This window comes from Vibrio sp. D404a, from assembly GCF_030248535.1.
Lineage (GTDB): Bacteria > Pseudomonadota > Gammaproteobacteria > Enterobacterales > Vibrionaceae > Vibrio.
In genome coordinates, this window is sequence record NZ_JAHGAJ010000011.1 from 40,100 (window position 1) to 66,394 (window position 26,295).

At 46.4% G+C, this 26,295-nt stretch carries 23 protein-coding genes and 1 pseudogene; 11 read left to right on the forward strand and 13 right to left on the reverse strand.

Translation table 11 applies throughout. The annotated features are described in order from the left end of the window. Nucleotides 1-9: 9 nt before the first annotated feature. Nucleotides 10-1,356 (reverse strand): cell wall metabolism sensor histidine kinase WalK, encoded by a 1,347-nt coding sequence (locus KI655_RS07340; protein WP_285403178.1) that lies wholly within the window; start codon nt 1,354-1,356, stop codon nt 10-12. Between the two features lie 32 nt (nt 1,357-1,388). Further along, nucleotides 1,389-2,093 carry a response regulator transcription factor gene (locus KI655_RS07345; RefSeq protein WP_285403179.1) on the reverse strand — a complete coding sequence of 235 codons (705 nt, stop codon included), beginning with the start codon at nt 2,091-2,093 and terminating at the stop codon, nt 1,389-1,391. A gap of 232 nt (nt 2,094-2,325) precedes the next feature. Here KI655_RS07345 and KI655_RS07350 point away from each other — a divergent pair, with 232 nt between their 5' ends. From KI655_RS07350 to KI655_RS07360, 3 genes are all read left to right on the forward strand, one after another. Then, nucleotides 2,326-3,411 (forward strand): alpha/beta hydrolase, encoded by a 1,086-nt coding sequence (locus KI655_RS07350; RefSeq protein WP_285403180.1) that lies wholly within the window; start codon nt 2,326-2,328, stop codon nt 3,409-3,411. 220 nt (nt 3,412-3,631) lie between these two features. Next, on the forward strand, nt 3,632-4,456 hold the full coding sequence (locus KI655_RS07355) for a phosphate/phosphite/phosphonate ABC transporter substrate-binding protein (protein WP_373417295.1): 825 nt from the start codon (nt 3,632-3,634) through the stop codon (nt 4,454-4,456). After that, the gene (locus tag KI655_RS07360) at nt 4,453-7,065 is read left to right on the forward strand and encodes an ATP-binding protein (protein WP_285403182.1); all 2,613 of its coding nucleotides are present in this window, start codon (nt 4,453-4,455) and stop codon (nt 7,063-7,065) included. The genes KI655_RS07355 and KI655_RS07360 overlap by 4 nt, the downstream gene beginning before the upstream one ends. A 1-nt stretch (nt 7,066) precedes the next feature. Here KI655_RS07360 and KI655_RS07365 read toward each other — a convergent pair whose 3' ends face one another. After that, complete coding sequence (locus KI655_RS07365; RefSeq protein WP_306416353.1) at nt 7,067-7,981, reverse strand: LysR family transcriptional regulator; 915 nt, start codon at nt 7,979-7,981, stop codon at nt 7,067-7,069. A gap of 105 nt (nt 7,982-8,086) precedes the next feature. On the opposite strand from KI655_RS07365, the gene KI655_RS07370 reads away from it, so the two are divergent. The 3 genes from KI655_RS07370 to KI655_RS07380 are packed head-to-tail and all read left to right on the forward strand — an operon-like array spanning nt 8,087 to nt 12,151. Continuing rightward, nucleotides 8,087-9,442, forward strand: a complete 1,356-nt coding sequence (locus tag KI655_RS07370; RefSeq protein ID WP_285403186.1) for a cytosine permease — start codon at nt 8,087-8,089, stop codon at nt 9,440-9,442. Beyond that, complete coding sequence (locus tag KI655_RS07375; protein ID WP_285403188.1) at nt 9,439-10,578, forward strand: DUF917 domain-containing protein; 1,140 nt, start codon at nt 9,439-9,441, stop codon at nt 10,576-10,578. Before KI655_RS07370 ends, KI655_RS07375 begins: the two co-directional genes overlap by 4 nt. Beyond that, complete coding sequence (locus KI655_RS07380; RefSeq protein WP_285403189.1) at nt 10,568-12,151, forward strand: hydantoinase/oxoprolinase family protein; 1,584 nt, start codon at nt 10,568-10,570, stop codon at nt 12,149-12,151. Before KI655_RS07375 ends, KI655_RS07380 begins: the two co-directional genes overlap by 11 nt. A 30-nt stretch (nt 12,152-12,181) precedes the next feature. On the opposite strand, the gene KI655_RS07385 is transcribed toward KI655_RS07380, so the two are convergent. Continuing rightward, complete coding sequence (locus KI655_RS07385) at nt 12,182-12,592, reverse strand: thiol-disulfide oxidoreductase DCC family protein (RefSeq protein ID WP_285403486.1); 411 nt, start codon at nt 12,590-12,592, stop codon at nt 12,182-12,184. Between the two features lie 218 nt (nt 12,593-12,810). Between KI655_RS07385 and KI655_RS07390 the strand changes: the two genes are divergently transcribed. After that, nucleotides 12,811-13,353 (forward strand): DUF1439 domain-containing protein, encoded by a 543-nt coding sequence (locus tag KI655_RS07390; RefSeq protein ID WP_285403190.1) that lies wholly within the window; start codon nt 12,811-12,813, stop codon nt 13,351-13,353. Nucleotides 13,354-13,389: 36 nt separating this feature from the next. On the opposite strand, the gene KI655_RS07395 is transcribed toward KI655_RS07390, so the two are convergent. From KI655_RS07395 to KI655_RS07405, 3 genes are all read right to left on the reverse strand, one after another. After that, a complete protein-coding gene (locus KI655_RS07395) occupies nt 13,390-14,118 on the reverse strand; it encodes an esterase family protein (RefSeq protein WP_285403191.1) in 729 nt (242 codons plus the stop codon). Beyond that, a complete protein-coding gene (locus tag KI655_RS07400; RefSeq protein WP_285403192.1) occupies nt 14,108-15,076 on the reverse strand; it encodes an acetylxylan esterase in 969 nt (322 codons plus the stop codon). Before KI655_RS07400 ends, KI655_RS07395 begins: the two co-directional genes overlap by 11 nt. A 269-nt stretch (nt 15,077-15,345) precedes the next feature. Beyond that, a complete protein-coding gene (locus KI655_RS07405; RefSeq protein ID WP_285403193.1) occupies nt 15,346-16,248 on the reverse strand; it encodes a DMT family transporter in 903 nt (300 codons plus the stop codon). Nucleotides 16,249-16,453: 205 nt separating this feature from the next. On the opposite strand from KI655_RS07405, the pseudogene KI655_RS07410 reads away from it, so the two are divergent. Together KI655_RS07410 and KI655_RS07415 are read left to right on the forward strand one after the other, a co-directional pair. Continuing rightward, nucleotides 16,454-16,834, forward strand: a pseudogene (locus KI655_RS07410) (VOC family protein). Nucleotides 16,835-16,874: 40 nt separating this feature from the next. Then, complete coding sequence (locus tag KI655_RS07415) at nt 16,875-17,279, forward strand: globin (protein ID WP_285403194.1); 405 nt, start codon at nt 16,875-16,877, stop codon at nt 17,277-17,279. Between the two features lie 66 nt (nt 17,280-17,345). On the opposite strand, the gene KI655_RS07420 is transcribed toward KI655_RS07415, so the two are convergent. Together KI655_RS07420 and KI655_RS07425 are read right to left on the reverse strand one after the other, a co-directional pair. Beyond that, nucleotides 17,346-17,915 (reverse strand): outer membrane protein, encoded by a 570-nt coding sequence (locus KI655_RS07420; protein WP_285403195.1) that lies wholly within the window; start codon nt 17,913-17,915, stop codon nt 17,346-17,348. Nucleotides 17,916-18,269: 354 nt separating this feature from the next. After that, complete coding sequence (locus tag KI655_RS07425; protein ID WP_285403196.1) at nt 18,270-19,043, reverse strand: hypothetical protein; 774 nt, start codon at nt 19,041-19,043, stop codon at nt 18,270-18,272. Between the two features lie 140 nt (nt 19,044-19,183). Here KI655_RS07425 and KI655_RS07430 point away from each other — a divergent pair, with 140 nt between their 5' ends. Together KI655_RS07430 and KI655_RS07435 are read left to right on the forward strand one after the other, a co-directional pair. Further along, entirely contained in the window at nt 19,184-19,573 is a 390-nt protein-coding gene (locus tag KI655_RS07430) for a DUF4345 domain-containing protein (RefSeq protein ID WP_285403197.1), read from the forward strand. A 10-nt stretch (nt 19,574-19,583) separates the two neighbouring features. Then, entirely contained in the window at nt 19,584-21,086 is a 1,503-nt protein-coding gene (locus tag KI655_RS07435; RefSeq protein ID WP_285403198.1) for an arylsulfatase, read from the forward strand. Between the two features lie 71 nt (nt 21,087-21,157). On the opposite strand, the gene KI655_RS07440 is transcribed toward KI655_RS07435, so the two are convergent. The 4 genes from KI655_RS07440 to KI655_RS07455 form a co-directional block, all read right to left on the reverse strand. Next, the gene (locus KI655_RS07440) at nt 21,158-22,183 is read right to left on the reverse strand and encodes a LacI family DNA-binding transcriptional regulator (RefSeq protein ID WP_285403199.1); all 1,026 of its coding nucleotides are present in this window, start codon (nt 22,181-22,183) and stop codon (nt 21,158-21,160) included. 220 nt (nt 22,184-22,403) lie between these two features. Beyond that, entirely contained in the window at nt 22,404-23,525 is a 1,122-nt protein-coding gene (locus KI655_RS07445) for a porin (RefSeq protein ID WP_285403202.1), read from the reverse strand. 199 nt (nt 23,526-23,724) lie between these two features. Beyond that, on the reverse strand, nt 23,725-24,741 hold the full coding sequence (locus tag KI655_RS07450; protein ID WP_285403204.1) for a nuclear transport factor 2 family protein: 1,017 nt from the start codon (nt 24,739-24,741) through the stop codon (nt 23,725-23,727). A gap of 132 nt (nt 24,742-24,873) precedes the next feature. Then, the gene (locus KI655_RS07455) at nt 24,874-26,169 is read right to left on the reverse strand and encodes an MFS transporter (RefSeq protein ID WP_285403206.1); all 1,296 of its coding nucleotides are present in this window, start codon (nt 26,167-26,169) and stop codon (nt 24,874-24,876) included. Nucleotides 26,170-26,295 lie beyond the last annotated feature (126 nt).

The window sequence follows — 26,295 nt, forward strand, 5'->3', positions numbered from 1 at the left end:
GATGCGTGCTTACTGTATGGGTTTGTCAGCGTCAGAATTACATTTTGGGAAGTGCAGTGTAAATTGCGCACCACCCAGCAGCTTACTGCGACGAACAGCGGCGTAACCACCGTGCTGCTCACACACCTTCTGAACAATAGAAAGCCCTAAACCGTGGCCGCTCTTGCCCTTGTTACGCGCTTTATTGCCGACATAGAAAGGGTCGAACAGATGCGCGACATGTTCGTCATCGACGCCCGGTCCGTCATCATGAATATGAATCGCGAGGTATTTTCCATTGCTAGAGGTATTTTCCACCTCTGATAGCTCAATGAATATTTGCGCCTCGGCAAACTTGAACGCATTGCGAATCACATTATCCAGTGCTCTTTTGAGAAGGTTTTCGTCGGCGTTTATCTTCTCTTCCTTTAATGCCGTATCGACAGACAGAAGCACAAGGTTGAGTGAGGTTTCTCGATGCCAGCGAGGCAGGGTGACACTGAGGTAGTCACTCAAGGTTAACTCTGCTAGCTCTGGCTCAACTCTTTGATTGTCGAGTTTCGAGAAATAGAGCAGTTCATCGACCATGCTTTCCATCTCTTCGGTATCTTCGACGATGCTCTCAATTGTCGTGCGCTGCTCGTCGCTCAGCTCTGTATCTTTAAGCAGTTCTGCTTGCCACTGGATTCTAAAAACAGGTGTGCGCAGTTCATGAGCGACGGCATTGGTGAGTGAACGATTGGTGCTAATCAGGTGTTCAATACGATCTGCCATGACATTGAATGACTGATTCAAAGTACCAATGGCACTGCCGCTGGAGGTGGTAACACGGGTTGATAAATCACCAGAGGCAAAGCTTAGGGTCGCCTTCTCAAGCTTTTTGACACGGCGGAAAATGATAAGTAAATGACCCAGCGTGTAGACAACAAAACTGGCAATAAAGAACAGCCACAGTAAGTCATCTTCTAGCTCAATCTTTTGACGGACTAGAGTCTCTTCGTCGGGAGCATAGCGATAAATTGCGTCTGAGCCTGCGAAGTGAAACCAGAGATCGCGCTCTTCATCATATAGGGTTGATGTCTCTGGATAGCGACTAAAAAAGTCACTGATGGCAACGGGGGCTGGATCTGCATTTGAATAACGGGTGAGTGTATAGCGAGTGGTCTCAGCAAATTGTGCAATGGCTTTTTCCGCCTCTGCCACACCTTGGTTTAACGCAATATTCTCAACCAATTGCTGGTAGGCGCTTGCTTCATAATCTTCTAGAACGAACTCATAATCCGTTGTCCATCGGTAGACTGAAAACTCATAAGCAACCAAGCCCGCCATAAAGCAGGCGAATAAGCCTAAAATGGATTCCAGATAGATGCGTTTCATTGTTCTCTCGCTATTGAATTGGGTGGCGCGAACTAATCCCAAGCGGTGGAAACAAACAAGTAACCTTTGCCTCTCAGCGTTTGTATTTTGTCTGCTGGGGAGCTGTCGTCGCCGAGCAGTTTTCTAAGGCGAACCACTTTATTATCGACAGTGCGGTCAAACCCGTCATACTCAATCCCTCTGAGCTCCTGTGTCAGCAAGTCTCTTGAAAGGGCGGTATCGGGTTTGTTAGCCAGTATCCACAGTAAGTCGAATTCACTGTCAGTCAGAGGTATCGCGGTTTGTTCTAGTTCGCAGCGTTTGTATTTGTTATTTAGAATCAGTTGACCGAACTGCAGCACATCTTCGTCTTTCTCAACCGCTGGGCTTTCGCTTTGGCGACGTAGAAGGCTGCGGACTCTCGCCAGTAAAACACGAGGTTTAATCGGCTTTGTAACATAGTCGTCGGCCCCAGTTTCTAACCCCGCCACATGGTCAAAATCATCATCACTCGCGGTCAGCATTAAAATCTTACCGTTGAAGTGCGCACGTGTCTGTCGGCAGATTGTAAGGCCGTCGATGACAGGCAGCATCAAATCCAACAAAACGATATCAGGCTGGGCCTCGCATATTAGCGTCTCTGCTTCACTGCCATCATCGAGGGTTGTAACGTCGAATCCCTGAGTTACAAAGTACTGTTTTAAAAGTTGTTGAAGCTTTAAGTCATCTTCAACAATAAGCATGCGTGGTTGTGTCATATCGGGCGACCGTTTGTTTTTCAGTATTCGTGTCGTTGTCTTAATACAGCGTGGCGAAAGCTAGAATCGACTTATCTTTGATTTATAAGTATATCGAACGTGATGTTAACACTTATAAAATATCGAGATGTATTGTAATGATATGCAAATACATTTCCATACATCATTGATACAGCGAATTACAGAGGGTTCTTTTAGCATTCTCCCCATCAAACATGTTGGGAGAACAATCATGAAACTATCTCGAACCCTATTACTTTCGGTTCCTTTACTGATCCTTGCGGGCTGCAACTCGAGTTCAAATGGGACTCACCAAGCTAAGGTCACTAAGCCAGAGGCCAACTATAAATTTACTGAAAGTGCCCTAAAAGAAATCGTTGAAGAGCGAGAGGACTACTTTGAAGGCATGAACCTCACATACGGTGGTAAGTATTACAATCGAATTATGTACGCTGAGGCTTTCGGTGATGATTTGCTGATCACCAAAATGGTGGATGATCATGGTAATACCCTTGATGTCGCTGTCTACAACGACAGACCCTACTGCTATCTTTATGCGCCAAGCGGTCAACTCAGCATTTTTGATTGTGGTTCTAATAAGCGTACGACATCGGGAGAGCAGACACTGATCCAGTCAGACATTACTGGTTCTGGCGATTCGATACAGATCGAATATTACACTGACGGGTTTGAGGCGATGGGTTCTATCGGCTCGACAGTGTTAAGTGCGTCTGAATCGGGTGCAAAAGTGAATATTGTTACCTCATTCGCCTTTGACGATATCTATCGAGAAATTCAGCCAACAGATAGCCCTCGCAACAACTCAACGCTTGGCGTAACGACGTATTTGCAGCTCAAAGACATCGTAGAAAAATACACGGGCCAAGATATGTGGGTGAAGTTTGACAATCATATTGGTGGAAGCGCGGACGACGACATCAATATGTATACGGGCCTACTTATCCATGAGAACAAGATGCATACCGTGGTGACGCCTAACGGTTCCGTGTTCTCTGGTGGCACCGATCTATTCGCCGCGGGTGAATCCCGTACACTGCAGCGCGCGAACAAGGTTGATAACTTTGAAACGCTTGAGCAAATCGGTGTTCACAGTTGGGGTTCTGCCGATAAGACCGCGAAGGATTTCCCATACACAGATGAAAGCCATCGCAAGCAAGCGACGTACTTTGATGCGGTGATGGGGGATAAAGGCATCGACTTTTACCTGTTCACTCTCGACTCGGCTCCGTTTAATGGGCAGCACTGGCTAACCCAAGCCGATTCAGACAAGTATCAATTCATCACTCATATTGAGTAGATTGACTTAACTGAGTGTCATTACCTTAAATACCGCAGCGATTGCGGTATTTTTGTACGTGCCGCACGGAGCAGAAAGGGAACGACTTGCGCGACAATACGAAAGCCAAGATGCTGATTTTTTTGAGTTAAAAATCCTGTTCAAATGCATATAGTTTTCTATCCTTAATTCTATGGATGACGAGTTTTAAGTTCGAATACAAGGATAGGGGGCAGCTTTGATGACTATGAGACTTTTCTTAGGAAAGCTAGGTTCGATAATGGTTTTGTCGCTTGGGCTTTTGGTAAGCCCAATTCATGCATCAGAAAAGACCGAGTTGGTATTTGGTGTGGTGCCGCAGCAATCGGCGGCTAAGCTGGCGAAACAGTGGCAGCCACTCATTGAGGCGTGGGGAGAGCAAGCTGGCGTATCAATACGATTTGCAACCGCGAGGGATATTCCAACCTTTGAGCAGAGGCTCACCAATGGTGATTACGACATCGCCTATATGAATCCGTACCATTTCACCTTGGTCAATAAAACCCCGGGCTACACTGCAATTGCTAAGGCCAAAGACAAAAAGATCACGGGCATCATTGTGGCGAAAAAGGGTTGGGATGGTCAGCTGCAAGACTTCAATGATAAGCAGATGGCCTTTCCTGCACCAAGAGCCTTTGCCGCGACCATTATTAACCAATCAGAGTTGACCAACCAAGGCGTCATCATTGAACCTAAGTATGTTGGTTCTCATGATTCTGTCTACCTAAGCGTCGCCAGAGGGCTTTACCCAGCAGGCGGTGGGGTTTCTCGTACCTTTAACAGCCTCCCAAGTGAAACCAAAGACAAGCTAGAGGTTATCTACCAAACAGCAGGTTACACCCCTCATGCGATTGCGGTATCAAACAGCGTTTCTTCTGATGTACTCGACGCCCTGCAACAAGCCCTGTTGGCATTGGATGATGATTCTAAGGCGAAGCAGAGTTACCAGATGTTGAAGATCAAAGGGCTTGAGCCAGCACAAGACAGCGATTGGAATGATGTTGTTGATCTTGGTATATCTCTATGAAGCTTCGAACCAAGACGATCATTGGTATCGCGCTGATTGAGGCGTTAGCACTAGGGATCTTGATATTCAGTGGCTTGAATTGGTTAAAGAGCTCGAATGAAAAGAGTCTCGAGCTTGGTAGCCAACAGCTAGTGAGTGTGTTTGCTAAAGCGTCTCGTGATGCGGTGATCGCCACCGATTTGGCCTATCTAGATAGTTTTGCTCAGTCGGTCGTGAGTGAGCATAACTTGGCTTATATCCGGATATTGAATCAAGACAAACTAGAGCTGACACTGCAAGGTGATTATGAGGGCGTCAATACACAAGCTCGTCCTTTTGAGGTCAGTGATGGTGTTTATGACGTCAGCAGCGTAATCACGTTGGATGGTCAGCCCTACGGTTATGTTGAAATGGGTGTCCGAGTCGACGGCATCCATGAAATTCTTAGCCTTGCCACACAGGCGAGCTTTGTCATCGCGATTGTCGAAATCACATTAGTGGCACTGTTTTCATTTGCTCTCGGTACTTACTTAATGAATCGCTTAGATATTTTGAGAAAGGCTGTGGTTAAGGTCGAGCAGCATGGTCCCGGCGCGAGTATCGATATCAAGGGCAATGATGAAGTGACGGATGTGTGCCGGGCGTTCAATAAAATGTCGCATTCATTGAATGTTGCCCAGCAAGAACTTGAGCAAGAGGCAGAGAAACAAAGGGTTCTTTCTCAAAAGGTCTCCGAATTAGCGCAAGTGGCGGAGCACGCCCGTGATGTCATCATAATCACCAACCCTGACGGTAAGATCTCTTGGGTCAATCCGGCCTTTGAGAAGCTGACCGGCTATGCAATGCAAGAAGCAGTAGGCAAGTCTCCGGGCGAACTTCTTCAAGGGGAGCACACCAGTCCTGATACAGTTGAACAGCTTTCCAATAGCATTAAACAACGCGAGCCTATCCGTGTTGAGATACTTAATTACACCAAATCGAGAGAAGCGTATTGGGTTGAGCTTGATTTGTCTCCTGTACTGGACGAGCAAGGTGAGCTGCAGCGCTATATCGCCGTCGAACGTGATATTTCAGACAGGCGTGAAATTGAAGAGAAGCTGTCACTGGCGTTGGAGCGTTCCAACAAGGCTGCTAAAGCCAAGTCTGAGTTTTTGGCCAACATGAGTCATGAGATCCGTACTCCAATGAACGCAATCATGGGGATCAGTGAGTTGCTGGTGGAGAGTGAGCAACGCGCAGAACAAAAAGGGTTGCTGCAACTACTCAATAAATCAGCCAATAACTTAGTTACCGTCATCAACGATATCCTCGATTACAGCAAGGTTGAGGCAGGCAAACTTAACCTTACCAATCAGGTGTTCGACCTAAGAGAGTTGGTCGAAACCTGTACCTCTCTGTGTGCTTATCAAGCTGACAAGAAGCAGCTGAAGTTACTGGTCGACATGCCCTTGTCACTCAACAGCACGGTCAAAGCGGACAAAGGCAGGGTCAATCAGATCTTACTGAACCTAATTGGCAACGCGATTAAATTTACAGAGACGGGACACGTGCTGCTTAAAGTCAGTGAAGTCGAAAAGGAGGGGTTCAGTTTCTATCAGTTTGACGTTATTGATACGGGTATTGGCATCCCCGAGGATCGTCTACCTTACATCATGGAGAAGTTCGAGCAGGTCGATAACTCAGTGACGCGTAAGTACGAAGGCACTGGGCTTGGGCTTGCGATCTCCAAGCGTTTGATTCAGATGTACGATGGTGAACTCAAGGTGCATTCAAGTTTGGGTAAAGGCTCATGCTTTAGTTTCTGTTTGAAGCTAGAAACGCAAAGCGAAGCGGATAAAACGAGCGCCAAACTCAAAGACTGCTCTGTGCTTTATATTGATGACTACCAGCCACGAGTCGAGCTGTTTAATACCTTGGCCTCGGAGTTGGAATTGCAGGTGACACATTATCAACACCTTGATCAAGTCCCCACCCAATGGGCGACTGAACCAAGGTTTGATCGTATGCTGGTCAATGTGCAACAGGAGGGGGAGATAAAACAGGCGCTTCATCTTGCGAAAGAGGTGCTTGATTGTGAATCTGTGTCTCTGCTCGAGCCGCTATCGGCTGAAGATTCCAGTCATTGCATTAACGAGCGCTGCGAGGTCCTGCATCAGCCAATAACGCATCACAAGGTGCAGAGTCTGTTTAAAAACCTCGTCAGCACTAACGTACCGCTTGAAACAGAGGATCAAGTTGACCTGACAGGCGTGAATCTATTGGTTGCCGAAGACAGCAGTATTAACCGAGTGCTGATTGAAAAAATGTTAGATGGCACAGGTGTAGAGCTAACCATGGCTGAAGATGGTGTGATTGCAGTGGATGTCTATCAGCAACTCAAACCAGACTTAGTAATTACCGATATCTCGATGCCAAATAAGGATGGTTACAGCGTGACTAAGGAGATTCGAGAGTTTCAGGATCAAGGGTTGGCGTCATGGTGCCCGATCATTGCTTTCTCAGCGCACGCCCTGCTTGAAGACCAAGAGAAGGGCGCGGAGTTTGGTATGGATGACTATCTGACTAAGCCGGTGCAAAGAGCCGACCTACTCAACATGATTGCTAAGTGGAGCTCGCAAAAGGCGAGCTGATTTACGCCTGCTGCTGGGTGATTTCATCAAAGAACGCACGGGCAGCAGGAGAGAGTGAATCTATGGGTTGCTTCATCACAAGATAAAACTGACTCTTGAGGTGCCATTTATCGGGCTGAAGGGCGATCAGTGCTTGGTCGTAGTGCCCTCTGTCGATTAGGTGTGATGGCAAAAAGCTCAGGTGTGTGCCTGCCAAGGTCAAAATCACACCTGATTCGACATGCCAACCGTCGAACGGTTTCACCGAGTCATACTGCTCGATGTTCAACAGTCGCAGCATATCGTCTTTGGCATAGCCGCCCATATTGATTCGACAGCCATCTAGTGAGAAATCCCTGTCCATGATCTGTTCTGCTAAGTCGCGTCTTGCGTAGAGGTAGCTGTCTTCATCAAACAGTGGGTATTTATGTTGAAAGGCTGACTTTTGATGTGACCCCAACACCACGATCATCATATCAATATGGTTCTTAGCCAATTTCTCATTGAGTTGAGTAAAGTCGCCGACATCGACGCTCACTTCCACACTATCACTCAATTGATAAAATGACTCGATGGCTTTAGGCAGAGGGTTGTTGGGCAGGGTAACTGTATTATCGAGACACCCAATGCGAACATGCCCTGATAGCTCGGTTTGTACGCCGCGAAGCTTATAGGCAAAGTCTGTCAGTGTTGATTTGAGTTGATTTGCATATTTATAGACTTGCTCACCCTCATGGGTAAGCTGAAATCCTTTTCGACCACGTTGGCATAATGTTAATTCTAAGCTTTTTTCCAACGCAATAAGTTGATTACTGAGCACAGGTTGGCTGATCCCTGTACTGGCGACTGCCTGATTGATACCACCTTGCTCGACGATCTCACAAAATAACTCCAATCTTCGGATGTCTCTTTTATCTAACCTATTGTTTGGGTTCATCTTCTCATTCACATTTGTTTTTTGTTATGTTTGTATTTAATTATATTCATTTATTAACCATAAATACATCAGTATGCTTTATTCACACTTATGGAATAACAATGCATGGATGGCGTTATGGCAACACAAGCTTATATGAAAGAGCAAGCGACTGAGCAGAGCCACAAGAAGATTGATGACTTCGAATTAGAGCCTGTACCGGAGAAAGCCAAACGCTCTTGGTGGGTGATTAGCCTGATCTGGTTAGCGATTGGTATTGATATCTCAGGCTTGTTCCTAGGTTCCATTCTAAGTAGCGGGATTGGTTTTGAAGACGCGCTTATTGCCACTTTTGTCGGCTCAGGGCTGCTCGCTGTTATCGCCATGCTTTGTGCCAACATCGGCTTTCAAGCTGGGGTATCTACTCCGCTGGTCAGTAGCGCGGTATTTGGCCGCAATGGCGGTAAGATTTTAGGTCTTATCAACGGTGTTTCTCTGGTCGGTTGGTTTGCTTTTCAGGCCGATTTTTTCGCCTACATCATGGTCGATGCGCTCATGAAATACGACATCATGGTGTCTCACCTGACCGCGCTGATTGCTGGCAGTGTCCTCATGATGATGACGGCAATTTATGGCGTGCGTGCACTCGGCAAACTCAGTACCTATTCGGTGCCGCTTATGGTCACTCTGATTACCGTTGGCCTGTTTATGGCGGCCGATTATCAAGGCGGTGCTGCGCCAAGTATTACGGACCCTCTCACCTTGGGTCAGGCGATCTCGTTTGTTATGTCTATCTGGATTCTGGCAGCCGTGGCTGCTCCTGACATTGCTCGTTATGCTAAAACTCGTAAAGACGCCATTCTAGGTGCGGGCATCGGCTTTTTAGTCGGCAACAGTGCCATCATCCTTATCGCGCTTATTCTTACCAAAATGACCGGCACAGATGACCTTGTTGAAGTGTTCTTCAGCTTAGGTCTTGGTATGGCTGCCATCATTGTGTTGGTGTTTGCCCAATGGACGACCAACAGCAGTAACCTCACTTCGGGTGGCTTGTGTATGTCGATGGTACTGCCAAATATTCCACGCCCAGTGTTAGTGGTGCTGATGACCATTGTTGGGATTGGTATCGCGCAGCTTGGCATGGTGAATAAGTTTACCGATTTCTTGATGCTATTGAGCGTGACCATTGCGCCTGCAGCCGGTGTCTATATTGTTCAATACTACCTGATTGATGCGAGCAAAATGAACTTTGAGCGCATTCAACAAGTGCCCAATTGGATGTTTAAGGGCCTTGTTTCATGGGCATTTGGTACCGCCTTTAGTGCCTGTACCGCGCCAGAGTTTTTCGAGTTGTTCTCGCTTACCAGTATCTCAGCCCTAGATGGCATTCTAGCGGCAGGTGCTCTCTATTTTGTGTTAGTGAAGCTCAGTGCTGTTTCGGACAAGAGCCGTTCTGCGAGTGATAAGGAAGAGTCGTTGTGATTATTACTGAACAGATGATTGATGATATTGCGTTGGGTGCCACGGTATTAGGAACTGGTGGCGGTGGTGACCCCTACAGCGGCGCGCTTATGGCAAAACACGCCATCGCGACGGCAAAGCAACCCGTCCATATTATTGCCTTAGACGAGGTGGAAGATGGTTGGATGACCGTGCCATCTTCAATGATAGGTGCGCCAACGGTCGCGGTTGAAAAACTGAATTCAAAAGATCAAATGCTGGTAGCGTTTGAAGCGATGGAGAAGGCACTGGAAACCAACATTTCAGCGACGTTTCCGATTGAAGTTGGTGGTTTTAATTCGCTGATTCCAATCATGGTCGCGGCGCAAAAAAATATCCCAGTGGTTGACTGTGACGCCATGGGACGCGCGTTTCCAGAGGCGCAAATGGTGACGTTCTTCTTGGATGACCTGCCTTCAGCACCCAACACCTTAGCCGATGAGCGCGGCAACGTTGTGACCCTATATCCGGTTGATGGGCTTTGGTCAGAAAAGTTTGCTCGCCCGATCACTGAGCAGATGGGAGGATCTGCAGCGATGTGTGATTATCCAATGCGTGGGCACAATCTAAAACGCAGTGCGCTTCCAGCAACCTTAACTCAAGCAATGAATATCGGTGCCGCGATTCGCGAGGCGAACGACAACAATCAGAGTGGCACTCAAGCCGTGCTTGATATTGTCGGTGGACACACTCTGATAAGCGGGAAAATTGTGGATATTCAACGTGAAACGGATGGCGGCTTTGCGACTGGTGGCGTGGTGATTGAGAGGCTCGCTCAGTTTGAAGATACCGGCGTCGACAGTGTTTTCGTACAGTTTCAGAACGAGCTATTGCTGGCACATAAAGGGCGTAGCCGAGCAGATATGTCCCAAGAGAATTTACTGGCATCGACACCCGATCTGATTTCGATTCTGGATCATGAAACCGGCAAACCTATCACCACAGAGCAACTGCGCTATGGGCAACGAATCGACCTTATTGCTTACCCTTGTGACCCGAAGTGGCGCTCTGAAAAGGGTATACAGGTCGCAGGTCCAGGGTATTTCGGATACAGCGTAGATTATCAGCCAATTGAACAATTAAAAGCGGTACTAAAGGGGAAGTCGTATGAGCAATAATCAGATTGATTACTGTCGTCTCGGGATCGACGTTGGCGGTACCAACACCGATGGTGTACTACTGGATGCAAACCTCAATGTGATCGCGAAGATCAAAACCGCTACCACGCATGACATCTCTAGCGGGATCGATAACGCCATTACGGCTCTGCTCTCACAGGCTGGAGTAGAGGGACATCAAGTTCAGCACGCGATGCTAGGAACCACGCAGTGCACCAACGCGATTGTTGAGCGCAAAGGCTTGGATCGAGTCGGTATGATTCGCTTGTCACTGCCAAGTGGTGATAGCGTGCCTCCTCTGTGTGGCTGGAGCCAAGCATGGCAAAACTTGTTGGGTGAACATTTCTATCAAGCCCACGGTGGGTATGAATATGACGGCCAGTTGATCGCTGATATCCAAGAGCAAGAAATCCGCCATATCTGCCGTCAGATGAAGGGACAAGTTGAGTCGATAGCGATATGCGGCGTATTTTCTCCAGTAAATGGTGCTCAAGAACGCCAAGTCGCGGAGTGGGTCGAGCAAGAGTTGCCAGACGTGAATATCTCGCTTTCGCATAAAGTGGGCAGTTTAGGTTTATTAGAGCGCGAGAATGCGACGATCTTAAATGCGGCTCTGCAAGGCACAGCCAAACGCTTTGTTGATGGTTTTTGCAATGCACTGGTTAAACACAATATTCAAACCACGCCCTATTTTGGACAGAACGATGGGACTTTAATGTCGCAAAAATTTGCACTTAAATACCCAATTCTCACCGTTGCTTGTGGCCCAACCAACTCTATTCGCGGGGCGAGCCATTTAACCAAATTACAAGATGCGATTGTGGTTGATGTTGGCGGAACCACCTCTGATATCGGTGTCTTGACCCACGGTTATCCACGAGAATCGAGCCTTGCGGTAGAGATCGGTGAGGTGAGAACCAACTTCCGTATGCCTGATATTCTTGCGCTGGCGATTGGTGGCGGCACCATGGTTCGATTTGAGGGTGAGGACATTCTGCTTGGCCCTGAGAGTGTAGGTCACACATTGACACACAGCGCACGCAGTTTCGGTGGCGATCAGCTTACCCTTACCGATATCGCGTTGAAAACGGAACAAATGACTTGGCAGGCTGAGCATAATCTTCAATCCAATATTGGTATCGATAAAGCAGAAGCCGAGCGCGTATATCAGCAGATGGTTCGCGATGTGGAGGAGGGGATCGATAAGATGAAAACCTCAGCAGCCAGTGTTCCTGTGATCATGGTGGGTGGAGGCAGCGCCCTGTTTCCCGACCATTTTGAAGGGGTCAGCGAAGTGGTGCGCCCTGAGCATTTTGAGGTGGCTAACGCTATCGGTGTAGCCCTCGGTGAGATCTCTGGGCAGTTCGATAAGATCGTCTCTATCGACCCGAATGATCGAGAGCAAGTGATGCTTGAACTAGAAGAGCAAGCCAAACAAATGGCGATTGAAGCGGGTGCTTGTTCTGACAATGTGACCGTAATAGAGCGCAGCGAAATCCCACTCAGCTATCTACAAGGGAATCGCGTACACGTAAAGATCAAAGCGGCAGGGCACATCAAGTTGTCAGCTTAGGTTAAGAGCGGTGGCTTTTTGCTGCCACCGCTAGCCTTTACTGTTGCTCTTATTACCGATGTCACAACCATTACTGTCACAACGAGCAACGCCAGTTAACCAGTAAGAGATTTTGTAGCGGTTGTTAGCAAAACGCAGGTAACACCAGTCTGCTAATGGTTTGATGATTGGCCAACGAAGTGGTGCGTATAGCCAGCCTTTGCCAACCAAATCCCACGCTTTATGAGTGACATCTAAACCCAGAATGAGTTGCCCCTGTGAGTCCAAAGCATGCAGAACCGTGTTGGCGGCATTGGCATCAATATTTGGATAGTCAGCAAACTCTTCACTGTAGATATCGACGGTTTTGATGTGGTTGTCGGTATCTTGCTTGGTTAAGGCTGCCATCTCTTTTGAGCACAAGGGGCAGGTCCCGTCGTAAAAAATCGTCAATTGTGGCATCACTTCTCCGTGGCTTTTCCAATTTACTTCCTTGTTAGACATACGCAATGCCGCATCTGTTTGATCATCCTTGTGAGCCTAAGGACTGATTGATAAGACGGTCATCACGGAAATACTATACTTAGGCGAGGTAAGCCTAGCATTGCTGTTTTGCGGGTTCTAGGTAAACTCCCCCTTTAAACCATCATCCAGAGTGGGTATCCATGATAAAAAGAGCAATGCAATTTTCTTTGCCGATGATCGCCATATTGGCCTTGGCAGGCTGTGCCAGTTACAGCATCACAGAGAAAGACATGACTGACTATTTGCAAGATTCGGTTGAGCTTAACCAATCGGTCGGTGTTGAAAACATGATGTATGCGCAAGTCGCCGTCGAAGATCTGCAGGTAAAAATTGGCCGAGCAGATGCCGATCGTGTGTCGGTTTTTGCCAACACCAACGCGCAGGTTCAAGTCTTTAATATGCAAAATATTGGGATGGATCTCGACATCGAATTCAGTGCGATTCCAGAGTATGACAAAGAGAGCGGAGAGGTGTATTTAAAATCTCTGCGTTTAGAAAACTTCAATGAAAGTGGAAAGCAGTTACCTGACAACATTGCTAATTTACTGCAACCAGCCGTGTCGATGATCGGTCTAGCGTTATCACAACAGCCAGTTTATAAGCTTGATGGCGCGAAGGTGCAAGAGGCACTTTTGAAGTCGGCAGAGCCAAACTTAGTGATTAAAGACAATAAGTTAGTCATTGAATTGTTCGATTAACGTTGCTTAAAGTTGTTTTGATCTCGCTTTTTAGATTCAAAGATAGAGCGGGATCATTTGGCGCCAAAAGCGGCCACGGTGCGCTCGACCATCCCATTCGTACATCCGGTGACGGATCCCTTTCCGATTTAATATTTGGCTCAATTGATGGTTGTTCTCTAAGAACGGATCCTCTTTACCAATCGCAAACACGATATCGCTATTTTTGATCTGCGTTAGTTGATCTGAGGGCGGCAAGCCTGGAAGAAAGTGGGTTGGAGTATGGTAGTAGATTTCATCATTGTATTGACCATCGAACAGATCTTTGAATGATTCAGTGCTCCAAGTGAGGTCATAACGGCCTGAGAATGCGACCAGTTTTTGGAACAAGTGGGGATGGCGGAAGAATAAAGTGGCAGCGTGATAGGCTCCTAATGAACACCCATGAGAGATAGTACAAGGGTGGCTGTTCTTATTTGCCATTAATGGCATGACTTCTCTGAGAATATACTCTTCATACTGGCAATGGCGATGCATTCGGCCAAAAGGATGCGCCCAAAAACAATACATGCTTTCGGTATCGATACTATCGACGCAGTAGAGCTGCAATTGCCCAGCATTAATCTTATCGGCAATGGAGTCGACTAACCCGAGGTTTTCATATTCATAGAAGCGGCCAGTACGTGTCGGAAACACCAATACCTTTGCCCCAGCATGCCCAAATACAAGCAACTCCATATTACGATTTAAGTTGGGGCTCCACCACTTATGGTACTCACGATTCATCGCAATCCCCCAGCGTTTTAAAGAAAGCCTCTACGCTTTTACGCAGCTCGCGTCGTTGCTTGCCTTCCCCTCGATAGATAAAGTGACCAGCCTCTAATACAAACAGCTCTTTATTCCCTTTGCAGGCGTTATAGGCACTGAATTGCCCGGGAGGTGCAACATAAGGGTCAAACATAGCGAGCCCCCAATGTGAGGGTTGAGTAATAAATTTTGCGGCACATGAGGTATCGAAATAGGGCAGGTTGCGGGCGAGCAGGGCTTGATTCCCAAAATCAATCAATGCCTGTGTGCTGCCAATCGTAGGCATAGTTAAGCGCAGCGATACATTACCAAAGGTTGGCACATGAAAGTGACAGCGTTTGATGCGCTTATCAAAAGCAGTGGCGAAGATGGCAAGTCCGCCACCTAGGCTGTTGCCGATCATACCTACCTTGTATTTCAGGTTTGGGTAAAGCGTTAACAGCGCAGAGATACCACACCACAAGTCTTGAACACATCCGCCTAAAATGTAGTGCTCTCGGTCTTGAACATTATGAAGAACGTGCCAATAGGGATCGTCTGAGATCGGAGGGTGTGGGCTGCGACTAATGCCACGAACGCAAGGGACCAAAATCGCGGTATGCTTTAATCGCCAGCTGGTGTCAGGCTCATCAAGTCCGCCATAGCCATGTGCCCAAACCACCGCGCAGTTGATCTCTTCTTTCTCGGGCAACAACAACCAGCCACCGATGCGAATGCCATCCGTTGAGTTGTAGTAGCAGTCAAAAACACGCCAGTGATTCACAATACGTCCAGTGTCTTGCAAGCTAACATAGGGCGTCACCTGCAGTGCTCGCTCATACTTCTGTTGCCAAAAGTAGGCGAAGTCCGCTGGCGTAATACTCGCTTCAACTTGTAAGAGTTGGTCTAGGTCGTATCCATAGGTCGGATCGAAGTCGTAATTGTGTTTAAAAGTCACGGGTGTCTCGCTACGGTTTATTAGCGTGGAAAGAAAAACAATAATGATTTCATGTTACATGTTTATTGCGAACACCGTGTTTGAGCTAATCCACAAACTTATTTGAATAGTGGTTCACTTGATTTGGCTGAAATGACGGTGCCTTCTTTATTTATAGACCGACAAATAGCACCCTATCCAGTTGAAATGTAATTAAATTAAGAAGGAATGATAAAGAAAAAGCCGCCACAGGGGCGACTTTATACATAAAGAGGATAAGACCTAACTGCTTATGCACTTTTTTTAAACGGCTTGAGCAGCTGCTTTCCAAACACATTGATAAGTGCGCCCGTCACAATCAGACCACCGCCAAGATAAGTCCAAATTGATGGTACTTCATTGAATATCCATACGCCCAATAGCGCTGAGAATACGATTTGCACATAAGAGTATGCTGACGCTTTGCCTGCCGCTTGAGTCTGCATCGCTTTGGTTAGGCCGTATTGACCAATCTGAGTAAACACGCCGACAAGTACTAGCATCACAGTGATGAAAAGACTTGGCCACACAAAGTCGTTCCAGATCAGTGCCAGTGATACCGGTAGCGCAACCAAGGGAAAGTAGAAAATAATCACTGAGCTGTCTTCGGTCTGGCTCAGCCTGCGTACAATCACATAGGCGATAGAACTACCAAATGCGCCAATCAGAGCAATCATGATGCTAAATAGCGGCAGGTCGTTGGTGATGTCGCTGCTCATATTGGGTTGAACCATGACAAAAAGACCAGCAAGGCAGAAGGCAATGCAGATCATAGTCGATGTCTGTATGCGCTCTTTGAGAAATAAAACACCGAGTAGAGCAGTAAATACGGGATGAACGTATTGAAGAATGGTTGCTTCTGCCAGTGGTAAGGTGGTGACGGCGTAGTAAACACACATTAAAGCCGCAGTACCTACTGCGCCTCGGACAAATAGCAGCGGCTTGTTGTTACCCCAAACTGAAATCCCTTTTCGCTTCACATCGACGTAGCTAATGATCAGTGAGACCAGAGCCCTAGCCGCGACAATCTCAAACACCGGAATACCGTAGTTACTCACGTACTTTACACACGCTGACATCAGTGCAAAACCTAATGCTGAGAGCAACATAAAGCGAACCCCAACGGGGATGAATGAAAATGATAGTGAAGGCATACGGTCGTCTTTGTGAGTTATATAAGAGCTGAAATCGAATCATACCCTAATTGCGTTGCTGGAACGTAAGCGAATTGAAAATTATTCCCTTTTGACCGTTCAACCTCATTCGACTATTTGGGCATTATTAGTGTTCGAAAATCATACTGGACAAGTTTCTTATAACCTCTTACTTTGGTCTTAATTTCACAAATAAGGACAGTTTATGTTTAGCCATGTTTTTCTAGGTGTACAAAGTATCGAGAGAGCAAAATCATTTTACGATGCGACACTAGCAGCGTTAGGGCAGGGCGAGGGTGTGGTTGACCCCAAAGGTCGTTGCCTCTACTTATCAGAACACGGTGTGTTGGGGTTAACTCAACCTATTAATGGCGACCCTGCCAGTGTTGGTAACGGAATGACAGTGGGCTTTGTTGCGACTTCACCAGAAGCGGTCGATGAATGACACCGTATCGGCTTAGCAAATGGTGGCACCAGTATTGAAGATGCGCCGGGAATAAGAGACTCAGGCGTTCGTCGACTTTACATGGCTTATTTGCGTGATCCCGATGGCAATAAGGTCTGTGCGACCCATTTTATGCCATAGTTGCATATACTAATGGTAGAGGCCAAGTTAGGAGAGTTAGATGGAACATAACGAACGTTTTTACGAGAGCTTTGAGCGATGCCGAATTGACCAAGAGTTTCTAGAGTCATTCTTGGCGGATTTCTGTGAGCACAACCCACGGTTTTCGGAGCGATTCGCCAATGTCGGGTTAGAGCAGCAAACCAAGATGCTCAAAGCTTCAATCATCTTGATCTATAACTCTTCTGGTTTACCAAGTGTGCGAAATTCCGTAAAGCGCTTGGGTAAACAGCATAAAGATTTAGGAATGCACATCTCTGAGCAAGAGCTTAATGAGTGGTTTCAATCTCTCCTCAATACGGTCAAAAAATTCGACCCGCACTATGATGCGCAGGTCGAACAAGCCTGGACAGAAACACTCGATGTCGGCCTCAAAATCATGAAGCAAGAGTGTGTTGTTAAATAAGCCTCGTATAGCACGAGGCTATTGTATCGTTGGCTAGAGATTATTAGCGAACGATTAGCAGGGCTATTAGAAAGTGAAGCCTGCTTGAATTCCTAATACTGATTCCGTTGTGTACCAGCCACTTGAGCCACCAAATTCGTACCAATCAAATCCTACGCGAGTTAGTAATTTAGAGTTTCCAAATACAGGTTGTGTTGATTTGTATTCTGCACCAATACCATAAGTTAAACCAATATCGCTATGGGAGCCTTTTGACACCTCGCTGTTTTGGTTAGAGTAGTTGAAGGTCAATTTTGTGTCTGAGTGTGAGAAGAACAAACCGGCTTTACCAAAAATAGCGAAATTGTTACTAAAACTGTGTTTGTACATAGGGGCTACTGAGAACATCAAAGTATCGAACTTCTCTTTTTTCTCAATAGTGTCATTACCATTATTGTAGCTATAGGTGTCATCTAAGCTAATCGCAAGCAACGTTGATTCAACATGCCAATTGCTGTGCATGATTTGACTACCGAAGGTGAATTGACCACCGACATCACCACTATCAATGCCTACGCCACCCAAAGCATACATCTCATTTGATGCTAGTGCTGAAGTTGACGCCATAATACACATTGCTAAAACTAATTTTTTCATTGTTGTCACTCTAGTTGATAAATTTCGGGAGAGGATTCTAGTGATATTTTGAAAATAAAAAACACCGTTCAAATAGGTTTAAGAGCAATTAAATTTATCAATAACTAAGCTGGTGGTTTTGAAGGGGGTAATTACATTTTTTTAGATGTGATGGGTGAGGGTGTTGCAAGTCTTAGGTTCTGATTATTAATGGTTTATTTTATGTCTTCTATCTAAAATAGACTAAAAAAGCCCTAGAAAATTAACTGTTTCTAGAGCTTAAATAGGATTGAATTAGGGGGTGTTTTAATAGAAGTTAAACACAAACCACGGTTAGTATGCGAGTTGGTGTTCACTGGTAAAGAAAATACTGATTTAAAAATGAGCAGCCCAGCCGATGAGGAACCCCTGTGATGCGGTGTCATACTCAAAGGTCCCTTTGTTTTCGTAATCAACCCAGGTCGATTTGTAGGCGATGTTCAAGTCAGACCAATCGTTAATTTGATAGCGTGCACCGAGAAGCAAACCTGAAGTAAAGTTGGTATCGCTGCCTAGGCCAATATCAAGGCTTGCATGTGTTTTCCAACTAGCATTGAGTTCTTGTGTCCAACGCACCCCAACCAGATAATCGATCCAATCCTCTTCCAATGAACGCGAGTTATTGATCAAACCTCCACCACCAGTAGAGTAAAGTTTGGTATCGATGTCGTTGTCCCACCATCGAAAACCCACCATGTAGTCGATCATACCGAAGTCGTATTGATAACGTTTAAAACCCTTGGTTTCGAGTACGCCTTGCCTGATGTCTACTTCGCCTTTCAACAACCCTAAATTGCTCCAAATAGAATCGGCTTTACCACTGAGCTTCATAAAGCTGTAGTCAATATAATAGCCCCATTGATTGTCGTAGATGCCCTCGAGTCTCAACATGGCGCCCATGTCTAGATGATCCATGATAAACGAAGGATCTACATCAACGTCGGTAGAGAGGTTTGCAATCGAGGTGTCACCACGAATATTAAGAGCCAACGCGTAGATCTCTACGCTGTGCTGCCATTTCTTTGTTGAATCACGACCCTCGTCACTTTGAGCTTCTGAGATTAAGCCCGTACAGATAACAGGAGCAAGTAAGTATTTCCATTGAGCCATATAAATATCCCTATAACGTTTCAATGTTCGAATGAATGACTGAATAACTATGACAAGAAACTTATTTGTTAGATATGCAACTTGTTTAAAATTGATTGTAGGCTATGTTTTCTAAAACAGGTCAAATAAAGAGCAATCGCATGAATCCACAGAGTATTTTTCTCATTGTTGCTGCCATTGGGCTAACACCCATTGCCCTCTCTTATGGCTATGCGCCAACGGTCTCCCTTGATTATCTTTTCGCTATTGATGCTACCCCAGTTAACGTTTCTCACATCTTTAGAGCGGTAATGGGGCTGTATTTGGCTTTGGTGCTTTTCTGGCTTTCTGGCGCAATGATTCAAAAGTATCGTCTTCCTGCTCTTTATAGTTTGGTCATCTTCATGCTAGGTCTTGCTGCTGGACGAGTGTTCAGCTTGGTGGTCGATGGCATGCCACATTGGTTGTTAGTGGTGTATCTGGTGCTTGAGATTGGCTTTGGCTTGGTGGGAATAAAAATGATCAATAACGAACAGTCTAAAACTGCATAAGGAACAAACTATGAAAAGGATGCTTCACTTGCTGCTGATGGTGGTCTTAGGGAGTTGGTCACTGTCCGCTTTCTCGGCTCAAGATAAACCAAACATCTTTGTGATCTTTACTGATGACATCGGCATTTCTAACTTGAGTGCCTACCATAATGGCGTCATGAGTAGTCAGACACCGAACATCGATAGCATTGCTGAAAAGGGCATGCTGCTCACGGATTACTACGCACAGCCATCATGTACTGCTGGGCGCTCTGCGTTCTTAACAGGTCAACTTCCTGTGCGAACGGGCATGCACACAGTAGGCTTGCCGGGAGGGCCTGTAGGATTACACGCCGATACACCAACACTGCCAGAAATTCTCAAAACCATGGGGTATGTGACAGGTCAGTTCGGTAAAAACCACTTAGGTGACCGTGATGAATTCTTACCAACAATGCACGGCTTTGATGAGTATTGGGGCTGGTTGTATCACTTGAATGCGATGGAATACACCGAAGATCCAGACTGGCCAAAAGATGGCTCGTTAGATGCCTTCGCACCTCGTAACGTGATTTACGCGAAATCCGATGGCAAAGGCGGTCAAACCATTGAAGACGATGGCGCGCTAACTATCGAGCGTATGCGTACTCTGGATGATGAAGTGAATAAACACGCCATTAACTTTATCGAAAGAGCGGTTGAGGCGGATAAGCCATTCTTCACTTGGTATTGTCCATCACGTGGTCACGTTTGGACGCACCTTTCACCTGAATACGAAGCCATGCTCGGCCAAAATGGTTGGGGGCTTCAAGAAGTGGTGATGAAAGATCTCGATGATCATGTCGGTGAAATGATGGCGAAAATGGAAGAGCTCGGTATCGCTGACAACACCATCATCATTTTCACTGCGGATAACGGCCCTGAAATCATGACATGGCCAGACGGTGGCATGACGCCATACCACGGTGAGAAAGGTACAACGTGGGAAGGTGGCGTTCGTGCACCTGCTCTCGTGAGTTGGCCGGGTAAAATTCCTGCTGGTAGCGTGGGTAACGGTATTTTTGATGGCATGGACTGGTTACCAACGCTTGTTGCAGCTGCTGGTGGTCCTGCAGATCTGAAAGAGAAAATGCTCAAAGGTCACGATGGATTTAAAGCACACCTAGACGGCTATAACCAAGTCGATATGTTGACTGAGAAAGGTGAGTCGAATCGTAAAGAGATTTACTACTACGAACGAGACAAGCTACAAGCGGTTCGAGTAGGAGATTGGAAGGCGCATTTCGTGGTACAGAATCATGGTTGGAGTGGCCCGAAAGAAGAGCTTAATGCACCGCTACTGTTTAACTTACGTCGAGATCCTTACGAGCGAGCAGCGGAAGAATCAGGCATGTACTTGAAGTGGATGGGGCAGAAGATGTGGGCATTTGGCCCTGCGCAAGCGGCTGTACAGCAACATCTAGCGACCTTCAAAGAGTGGCCACCTAAAACGCCAGAAACTCAGCCAGACAATACCGGTGGTGTGGGTAATTAATTAAATATCCAAATAAAAATCCCGCTCTAGATGAGCGGGATTTTTTATTCGAGAGTGTCTTAGTTTTGGTTCTATTTGAGCGTCGTTTTTCTCTCAATAAACTTCACCGGAACCATGAGTTTTACTAGGCTAGTGTCTTGGTCTTGAATTTGGTTCACTACAATCTTTACTGACTCACGAGCAAGGCGTTTGAAATCTTGCTTGAACGTGGTGAGCTGGTAGTTAAGCCACTGCGTTTGAGGAATATCATCAAAACCAATCACTTGCAGATCTTCAGGGATGCGTAAGTTGAACTCTAATCGAGCTACGTCCATGACTGCCATCGCCAAGTTATCCGTCGCGCAGAATATCGCTTCTGGCGTAGATGACTCTGCAAACATTGCTCTAATTGTTTCTAATGCATCAAGGTAGTCATAATCCGCTTCGATAATGCGAGCTTGATTACCTGTTAGATCTTCGAACTCAGAGCAGAAGCCGGCTTCACGTTCGCCGTTGGTGTAAGTAGGGACATTACCGGTTAGGTAAACCGCTGACTTTGTTCCAACGCTATGCAAGTGCTGAGCGGCAACTTGGCCTGCTGCATAGTTGTCGCTTACGACATGGCTACTCTTAGTACCTTCCACTACGCGTGCATACTGAACAATAGGGATGTCGAACTCTTCACACTCTTCATAAAGAGACTTATTGAAGGTTGCTGATGCGGCGATCACACCATCGACTCGATATTGGAAGATGTTAGGAATCGAGTGGTTGTCGTTACCATCGACTTGCCACGGAATCAGTACTGCTGAGTAACCTTGCTTTTGCAACTCTGTTGAAATGAGTTGCAGGGTTTTCATGTGGATAGGGTAATCCGCATCTGGGAAAACCAATCCAATCAATTTAGATTCGTTGGTCGTCAGGCTTCGTGCAAAAGCGTTAGGGCGATAGTTGAGTGCTTTGGCGGCTTCAAATACTTTCTGCTTGGTCTTTTCAGAAACCGAACTGCCCGGGACAAACACACGAGAAACAGTAGATTGGGAAACGCCAGCCAGTTTAGCGACATCTTTTGAAGTTACGGTTGCTTTCGGTACCGAAGCGTGTTTTGGAGAGTTCATAGACCATGCATTTTAAGCCGAATTAATGGCGTGTAGAGTATCATAAGTAGGTACGTATTCAAAAAAACAATGCACCCAAGTTCTATGTTAAATAAGGCTTGGGTGATCTAATTGGGTTGTAAGCTGGGTATAACCCAAAAAGCTCTGCCTCGTTAATGGGATAACGGGGCAGAGCTTTATTTAGGCAGTGGTTATACGACTTGGTCGTGAGAACCAGAGATTAGAAGTAGTAACGGATACCTGCAGCGAACTGGTCATCACGGTTTTCGAATGTGTTACCAACAAGCTGATCTTTGCCTAGGTCGAATTGGTACTCAGTCCAAACTAGGAACTTGTTTTTCTGGAAGTGGTATTCAACGCCAGGAATAAGCAAGTTACGCTCATAGCCTTCTGTCTCGTCACCACGATCTTCCATGTAGTTATAGTTCAACGTAGGGCGTAGGCCATTTTCGAAGTGGTAGTATGTGTAGATTTCACCACCAAGGGTATCCATTAGTACATTGTTTGTTGTTGAAGTCTCAACAGACTCCCAGTTCTCGCCTACATGGAAAGTCGCACCAGCGTAGAAGCCGCCGTTGCTGTAGTTGGCACCCAACAGCATGATGCGCATGTTGTCGCCATCTTTAGCTCCTTCAACGCTAGTTGACAGGTCTGCTAATTCATTTTGATGGTAGGCCGCACCAAGTGTTACGCCATCAAACGGTTTGTAAGTGATCGACGCACCCATACCGTTCTTCAAAGTAGCTGTTGCTCGATTGTCTGTTCCTGAATTTGAACTACGGTCTGAGCCAGACAGAGCAACGTCTTCACGTGTTGTTTGGTAAGTAAAGCCGTAGCTTACTTGGTCGTTGATTGAATTGCGGTAAGTGATGGAGTTTTCAGCACGGCCTGCACCTGAAGCAATACCCCAATCAGACAGGTTGTAAACACCTGAGCCACGAGTACCAAAGACACGGCCTAAGTCTGTGTACCATGCTACATCGTAGAAAGTAGACCACTGCTTAGTACCTGCAGCAATCTTGCCGTATTTGTCGTGCTCTACGCCAGCGTATAGAAGTCGGTCGTAAATATTGTCGCCGTTAGCACCAGAATTGTAACCCCATTCAGCATGACCAAAACCGGTCCAGCCGTTATCTAGGCCCATTTGACCTTTAAGGCCGAAACGAGAGCTACCGCTGTTCCATTCTCCGTTATGATCGCCACCTTTATCTTGGTAACGAAGGTCAAAACGACCATCCAGTGTTAGGCTATCGCCCGCGTCATTGGTAAAGGTGTGCGCTGCAAAAGCAGAGCCCGAAGTAAGTGCTGTTAGGATCACTGCAGAAAGAATCGACTTTTTCATTGTAATTCTCTTTATTCAGGCCGTAGAAAGCTACCGTGCTTTCAAGCCCGTTATATTAGTAATGGTTTGGCAGGGGGTGCCCATCCGTGAGGCACAAATTGATTATCTTGGGTGGAGCAAGTTGCCGAGGGCGAGAAGGAGCCCTCGGCAGTCATGTTTATCTAGTGTAGGTATGGACTAGATAGACAATAGGACACAGTTACAGTGTTGGGTTCAGGATTGAAGCAGTACGCTCGAATACATCTAGACCTTGCTGTTTTAGCCAGAAAGGAAGGTCGATCAGTACCCAGTTTTCAGATAGCTTGTCACCGTCACGGTAGTAAACGTCAACTACTTGCATGTCTGCACGTACTTCACCACCCGTCATACCAAGGAAACCACCAACGGGTGTGTTTGATAGGTTTGGCCAACCAAAGAAGCAAGAGAAGTTACCTTCTGCGAAGCGACAAACGTGACCGTTAAACTTCTTGTCTTTCAGGTTGTTACGGAAAGGTAGTTGGTGCTGCTGTTGGTAACGAGGGATAGTGTAAGACGCACCGATACCACAAGGGCCGTACCAGATCATGTCTTTAGACCAGCTCTTCTCTAGTACTTCTGGTGGGCAACCCATTGCGCCGCTGTCGTTAAGTGCAGATAGGTCATCAACCATCTTGTTTACAAGAGCAAGTGTTGCAACGCCTTCTTCTGGAGCTGCATCTTCGAATAGTAGACCGTCGTGGTTACGTGGACCAGGGTATACGAAGTGCTTACCTGTTGATGGTGGTAGTGGGTAGCAACCCGCTTGATCCATCATGCCTAGTAGGTCAAGGAATAGGCCTGTCTTAGTGATCTTGCCGTCAACAACACAGTTAAATTCTGCGTAGCGAACGTTCATGATTTTACCAGTCGGGCGCATGCCTAGGTATTCAGCGTCGAATAGACCCATGAAATGACCCATGCTCATTACCCAAATTTCATCTGGATTGATTTCGTTGTTACCACCGATGAAGATATCTTGACGGCGCTGCATGCGAGTCATTGATTTCATCATTGGAGCCCAGAATACGTCAGCAGCAGCTTGCGCGCCTTCTTGCTCACGGAATGGGTAGACACCACGCCACAAGTAATCTTCAGAAGTGTGTGCTTTTAGTACTTCAGCAACGTTTTCGTGAGTTGCACTTTCCATTGCATCAAAGTATTCGCGAACAATGCGCTTAGCTTCTTGATATTTAGACATAATCATTTCTCTTTGTGTTGTCGAGTCAACTTTCGGAACAGGACTCGATTTGGATTTTGATACCGGCTGACTTGTCAGCCGGCTTTAATGTTTCGTATTTGAATCTCTGAATTTCAGCGTGTGAATTTCGAATTAAGCTTTTGCTGCTTCAGTTTTCTTGCTTTTATCGAAGATGCCGCCTTTCAATGTCTCTGGCAGTGTTAGCCATAGAAGACCAGCAAGGATCCAGACGATTGGTGAACCCCACATCGCAGTTTGTAGGTCGGTACGCTCTTGAATGAAGATAAGTACCATTGGCGCCCACATACCCAGGATACGACCACCGTGGAATAGAGCTGCACCGTAGCTACGTAGGTGTGCTGGGAACAGTTCTGAGAAGTAACCACCCCATACCGCTGAAGAAGACAGACCGAAGTTGTAAATCAGGCCAAGTAGAGCCAGCATGTTTAGGCCGCCAATCACCATGTCGCCAGGCGCTACGAAGAAGATTGAAACCATGATGCCCGCTAGGATGAAACCGAACGCGTTCACCTTACGACCGTATTTGTCAGCCGCCCAACCCCAGAACCATGCACCAAACAGTGAACCAAACGCTGAGATAGAGAAGATAAGACCGATGGTTGCACCGTCGAACATACGTACATCACGTAGGTAAGTGGTTACAAAGCCACCGAAGAATTGGAAACCGTAGAAGTTAAGGCCAGCCAGTAATAGACACGTTAATGTGATCTTACGGTAAGACTTGCTGAGCATTTCGCCCCAAGAACCTTTCTTCGCTGGTGCATCTGTCGTTTCAGCTTTTGCTTGCTCTTCTTCACCGTAAGCGATCACTTTACTATCGCTTGGTAGAACAAAGATCATCACTACTGCTGCTGCCAACGGTGGGATACCACCTACAAGCATTAGGCTTTCCCATGGCGCATTGATGCTTGAAATGAATGCTGCATACGCACCCATTACCATCAGAGCAACAGAGAACATAGAAGATGCGAACGCGGTCAACTTACCACGTACATTCGGTGTGAACAGGCCGATCATCAGGCTTACTGCTACTGTGAAGTAACCACCCAGCGACAAACCAATGATAAAACGCATTGCAGCCCAAGTTGCGTAGTCGGTGAACATCATGTTGACGATGGTTGCACCACCATTTAAGGCTGTGATGACAATAAGAGTGGATTTCTTACCAAATTTTGTTGCGAACCAAGCACAGCTCAAAGCACCAATCAGTGCACCAACCGACTGCCATGTATAGAACTGGGCAGTGTCTGACAGGCTAATACCATCATACGCTTCAACAATGTATGGGCGTACGTAGTCAATAATTACAAAGTTATAACAATAGAAAAAGTAACCAACCAGTATCGCTAGATAGGCAGCTACCCTTTGAATCATAGGAACTTCGCTCATGTGTTTTTTGGTAGTCATGACCGATAAACCTTTATTTCATATAGGGTGTTTATAGTTTTGATTCCAGTGTGGGTATGATTAATATCTAGCACACTGTCTTCGTTTCGGTAGAGATAATAGAATTTTTGTGGATATTAGATCCGT

Coding starts and splice junctions, on each gene's coding strand:
- KI655_RS07340 (WP_285403178.1), bottom strand. CDS start 1,356: ATGAAACGCATCTATCTGGAATCCATTTTAGGCTTATTCGCCTGCTTT.
- KI655_RS07345 (WP_285403179.1), bottom strand. CDS start 2,093: ATGACACAACCACGCATGCTTATTGTTGAAGATGACTTAAAGCTTCAA.
- KI655_RS07350 (WP_285403180.1), top strand. CDS start 2,326: ATGAAACTATCTCGAACCCTATTACTTTCGGTTCCTTTACTGATCCTT.
- KI655_RS07355 (WP_373417295.1), top strand. CDS start 3,632: ATGACTATGAGACTTTTCTTAGGAAAGCTAGGTTCGATAATGGTTTTG.
- KI655_RS07360 (WP_285403182.1), top strand. CDS start 4,453: ATGAAGCTTCGAACCAAGACGATCATTGGTATCGCGCTGATTGAGGCG.
- KI655_RS07365 (WP_306416353.1), bottom strand. CDS start 7,981: ATGAACCCAAACAATAGGTTAGATAAAAGAGACATCCGAAGATTGGAG.
- KI655_RS07370 (WP_285403186.1), top strand. CDS start 8,087: ATGGATGGCGTTATGGCAACACAAGCTTATATGAAAGAGCAAGCGACT.
- KI655_RS07380 (WP_285403189.1), top strand. CDS start 10,568: ATGAGCAATAATCAGATTGATTACTGTCGTCTCGGGATCGACGTTGGC.
- KI655_RS07385 (WP_285403486.1), bottom strand. CDS start 12,592: ATGCCACAATTGACGATTTTTTACGACGGGACCTGCCCCTTGTGCTCA.
- KI655_RS07390 (WP_285403190.1), top strand. CDS start 12,811: ATGCAATTTTCTTTGCCGATGATCGCCATATTGGCCTTGGCAGGCTGT.
- KI655_RS07395 (WP_285403191.1), bottom strand. CDS start 14,118: ATGAATCGTGAGTACCATAAGTGGTGGAGCCCCAACTTAAATCGTAAT.
- KI655_RS07405 (WP_285403193.1), bottom strand. CDS start 16,248: ATGCCTTCACTATCATTTTCATTCATCCCCGTTGGGGTTCGCTTTATG.
- KI655_RS07415 (WP_285403194.1), top strand. CDS start 16,875: ATGGAACATAACGAACGTTTTTACGAGAGCTTTGAGCGATGCCGAATT.
- KI655_RS07420 (WP_285403195.1), bottom strand. CDS start 17,915: ATGAAAAAATTAGTTTTAGCAATGTGTATTATGGCGTCAACTTCAGCA.
- KI655_RS07425 (WP_285403196.1), bottom strand. CDS start 19,043: ATGGCTCAATGGAAATACTTACTTGCTCCTGTTATCTGTACGGGCTTA.
- KI655_RS07430 (WP_285403197.1), top strand. CDS start 19,184: ATGAATCCACAGAGTATTTTTCTCATTGTTGCTGCCATTGGGCTAACA.
- KI655_RS07435 (WP_285403198.1), top strand. CDS start 19,584: ATGAAAAGGATGCTTCACTTGCTGCTGATGGTGGTCTTAGGGAGTTGG.
- KI655_RS07440 (WP_285403199.1), bottom strand. CDS start 22,183: ATGAACTCTCCAAAACACGCTTCGGTACCGAAAGCAACCGTAACTTCA.
- KI655_RS07445 (WP_285403202.1), bottom strand. CDS start 23,525: ATGAAAAAGTCGATTCTTTCTGCAGTGATCCTAACAGCACTTACTTCG.
- KI655_RS07450 (WP_285403204.1), bottom strand. CDS start 24,741: ATGTCTAAATATCAAGAAGCTAAGCGCATTGTTCGCGAATACTTTGAT.
- KI655_RS07455 (WP_285403206.1), bottom strand. CDS start 26,169: ATGACTACCAAAAAACACATGAGCGAAGTTCCTATGATTCAAAGGGTA.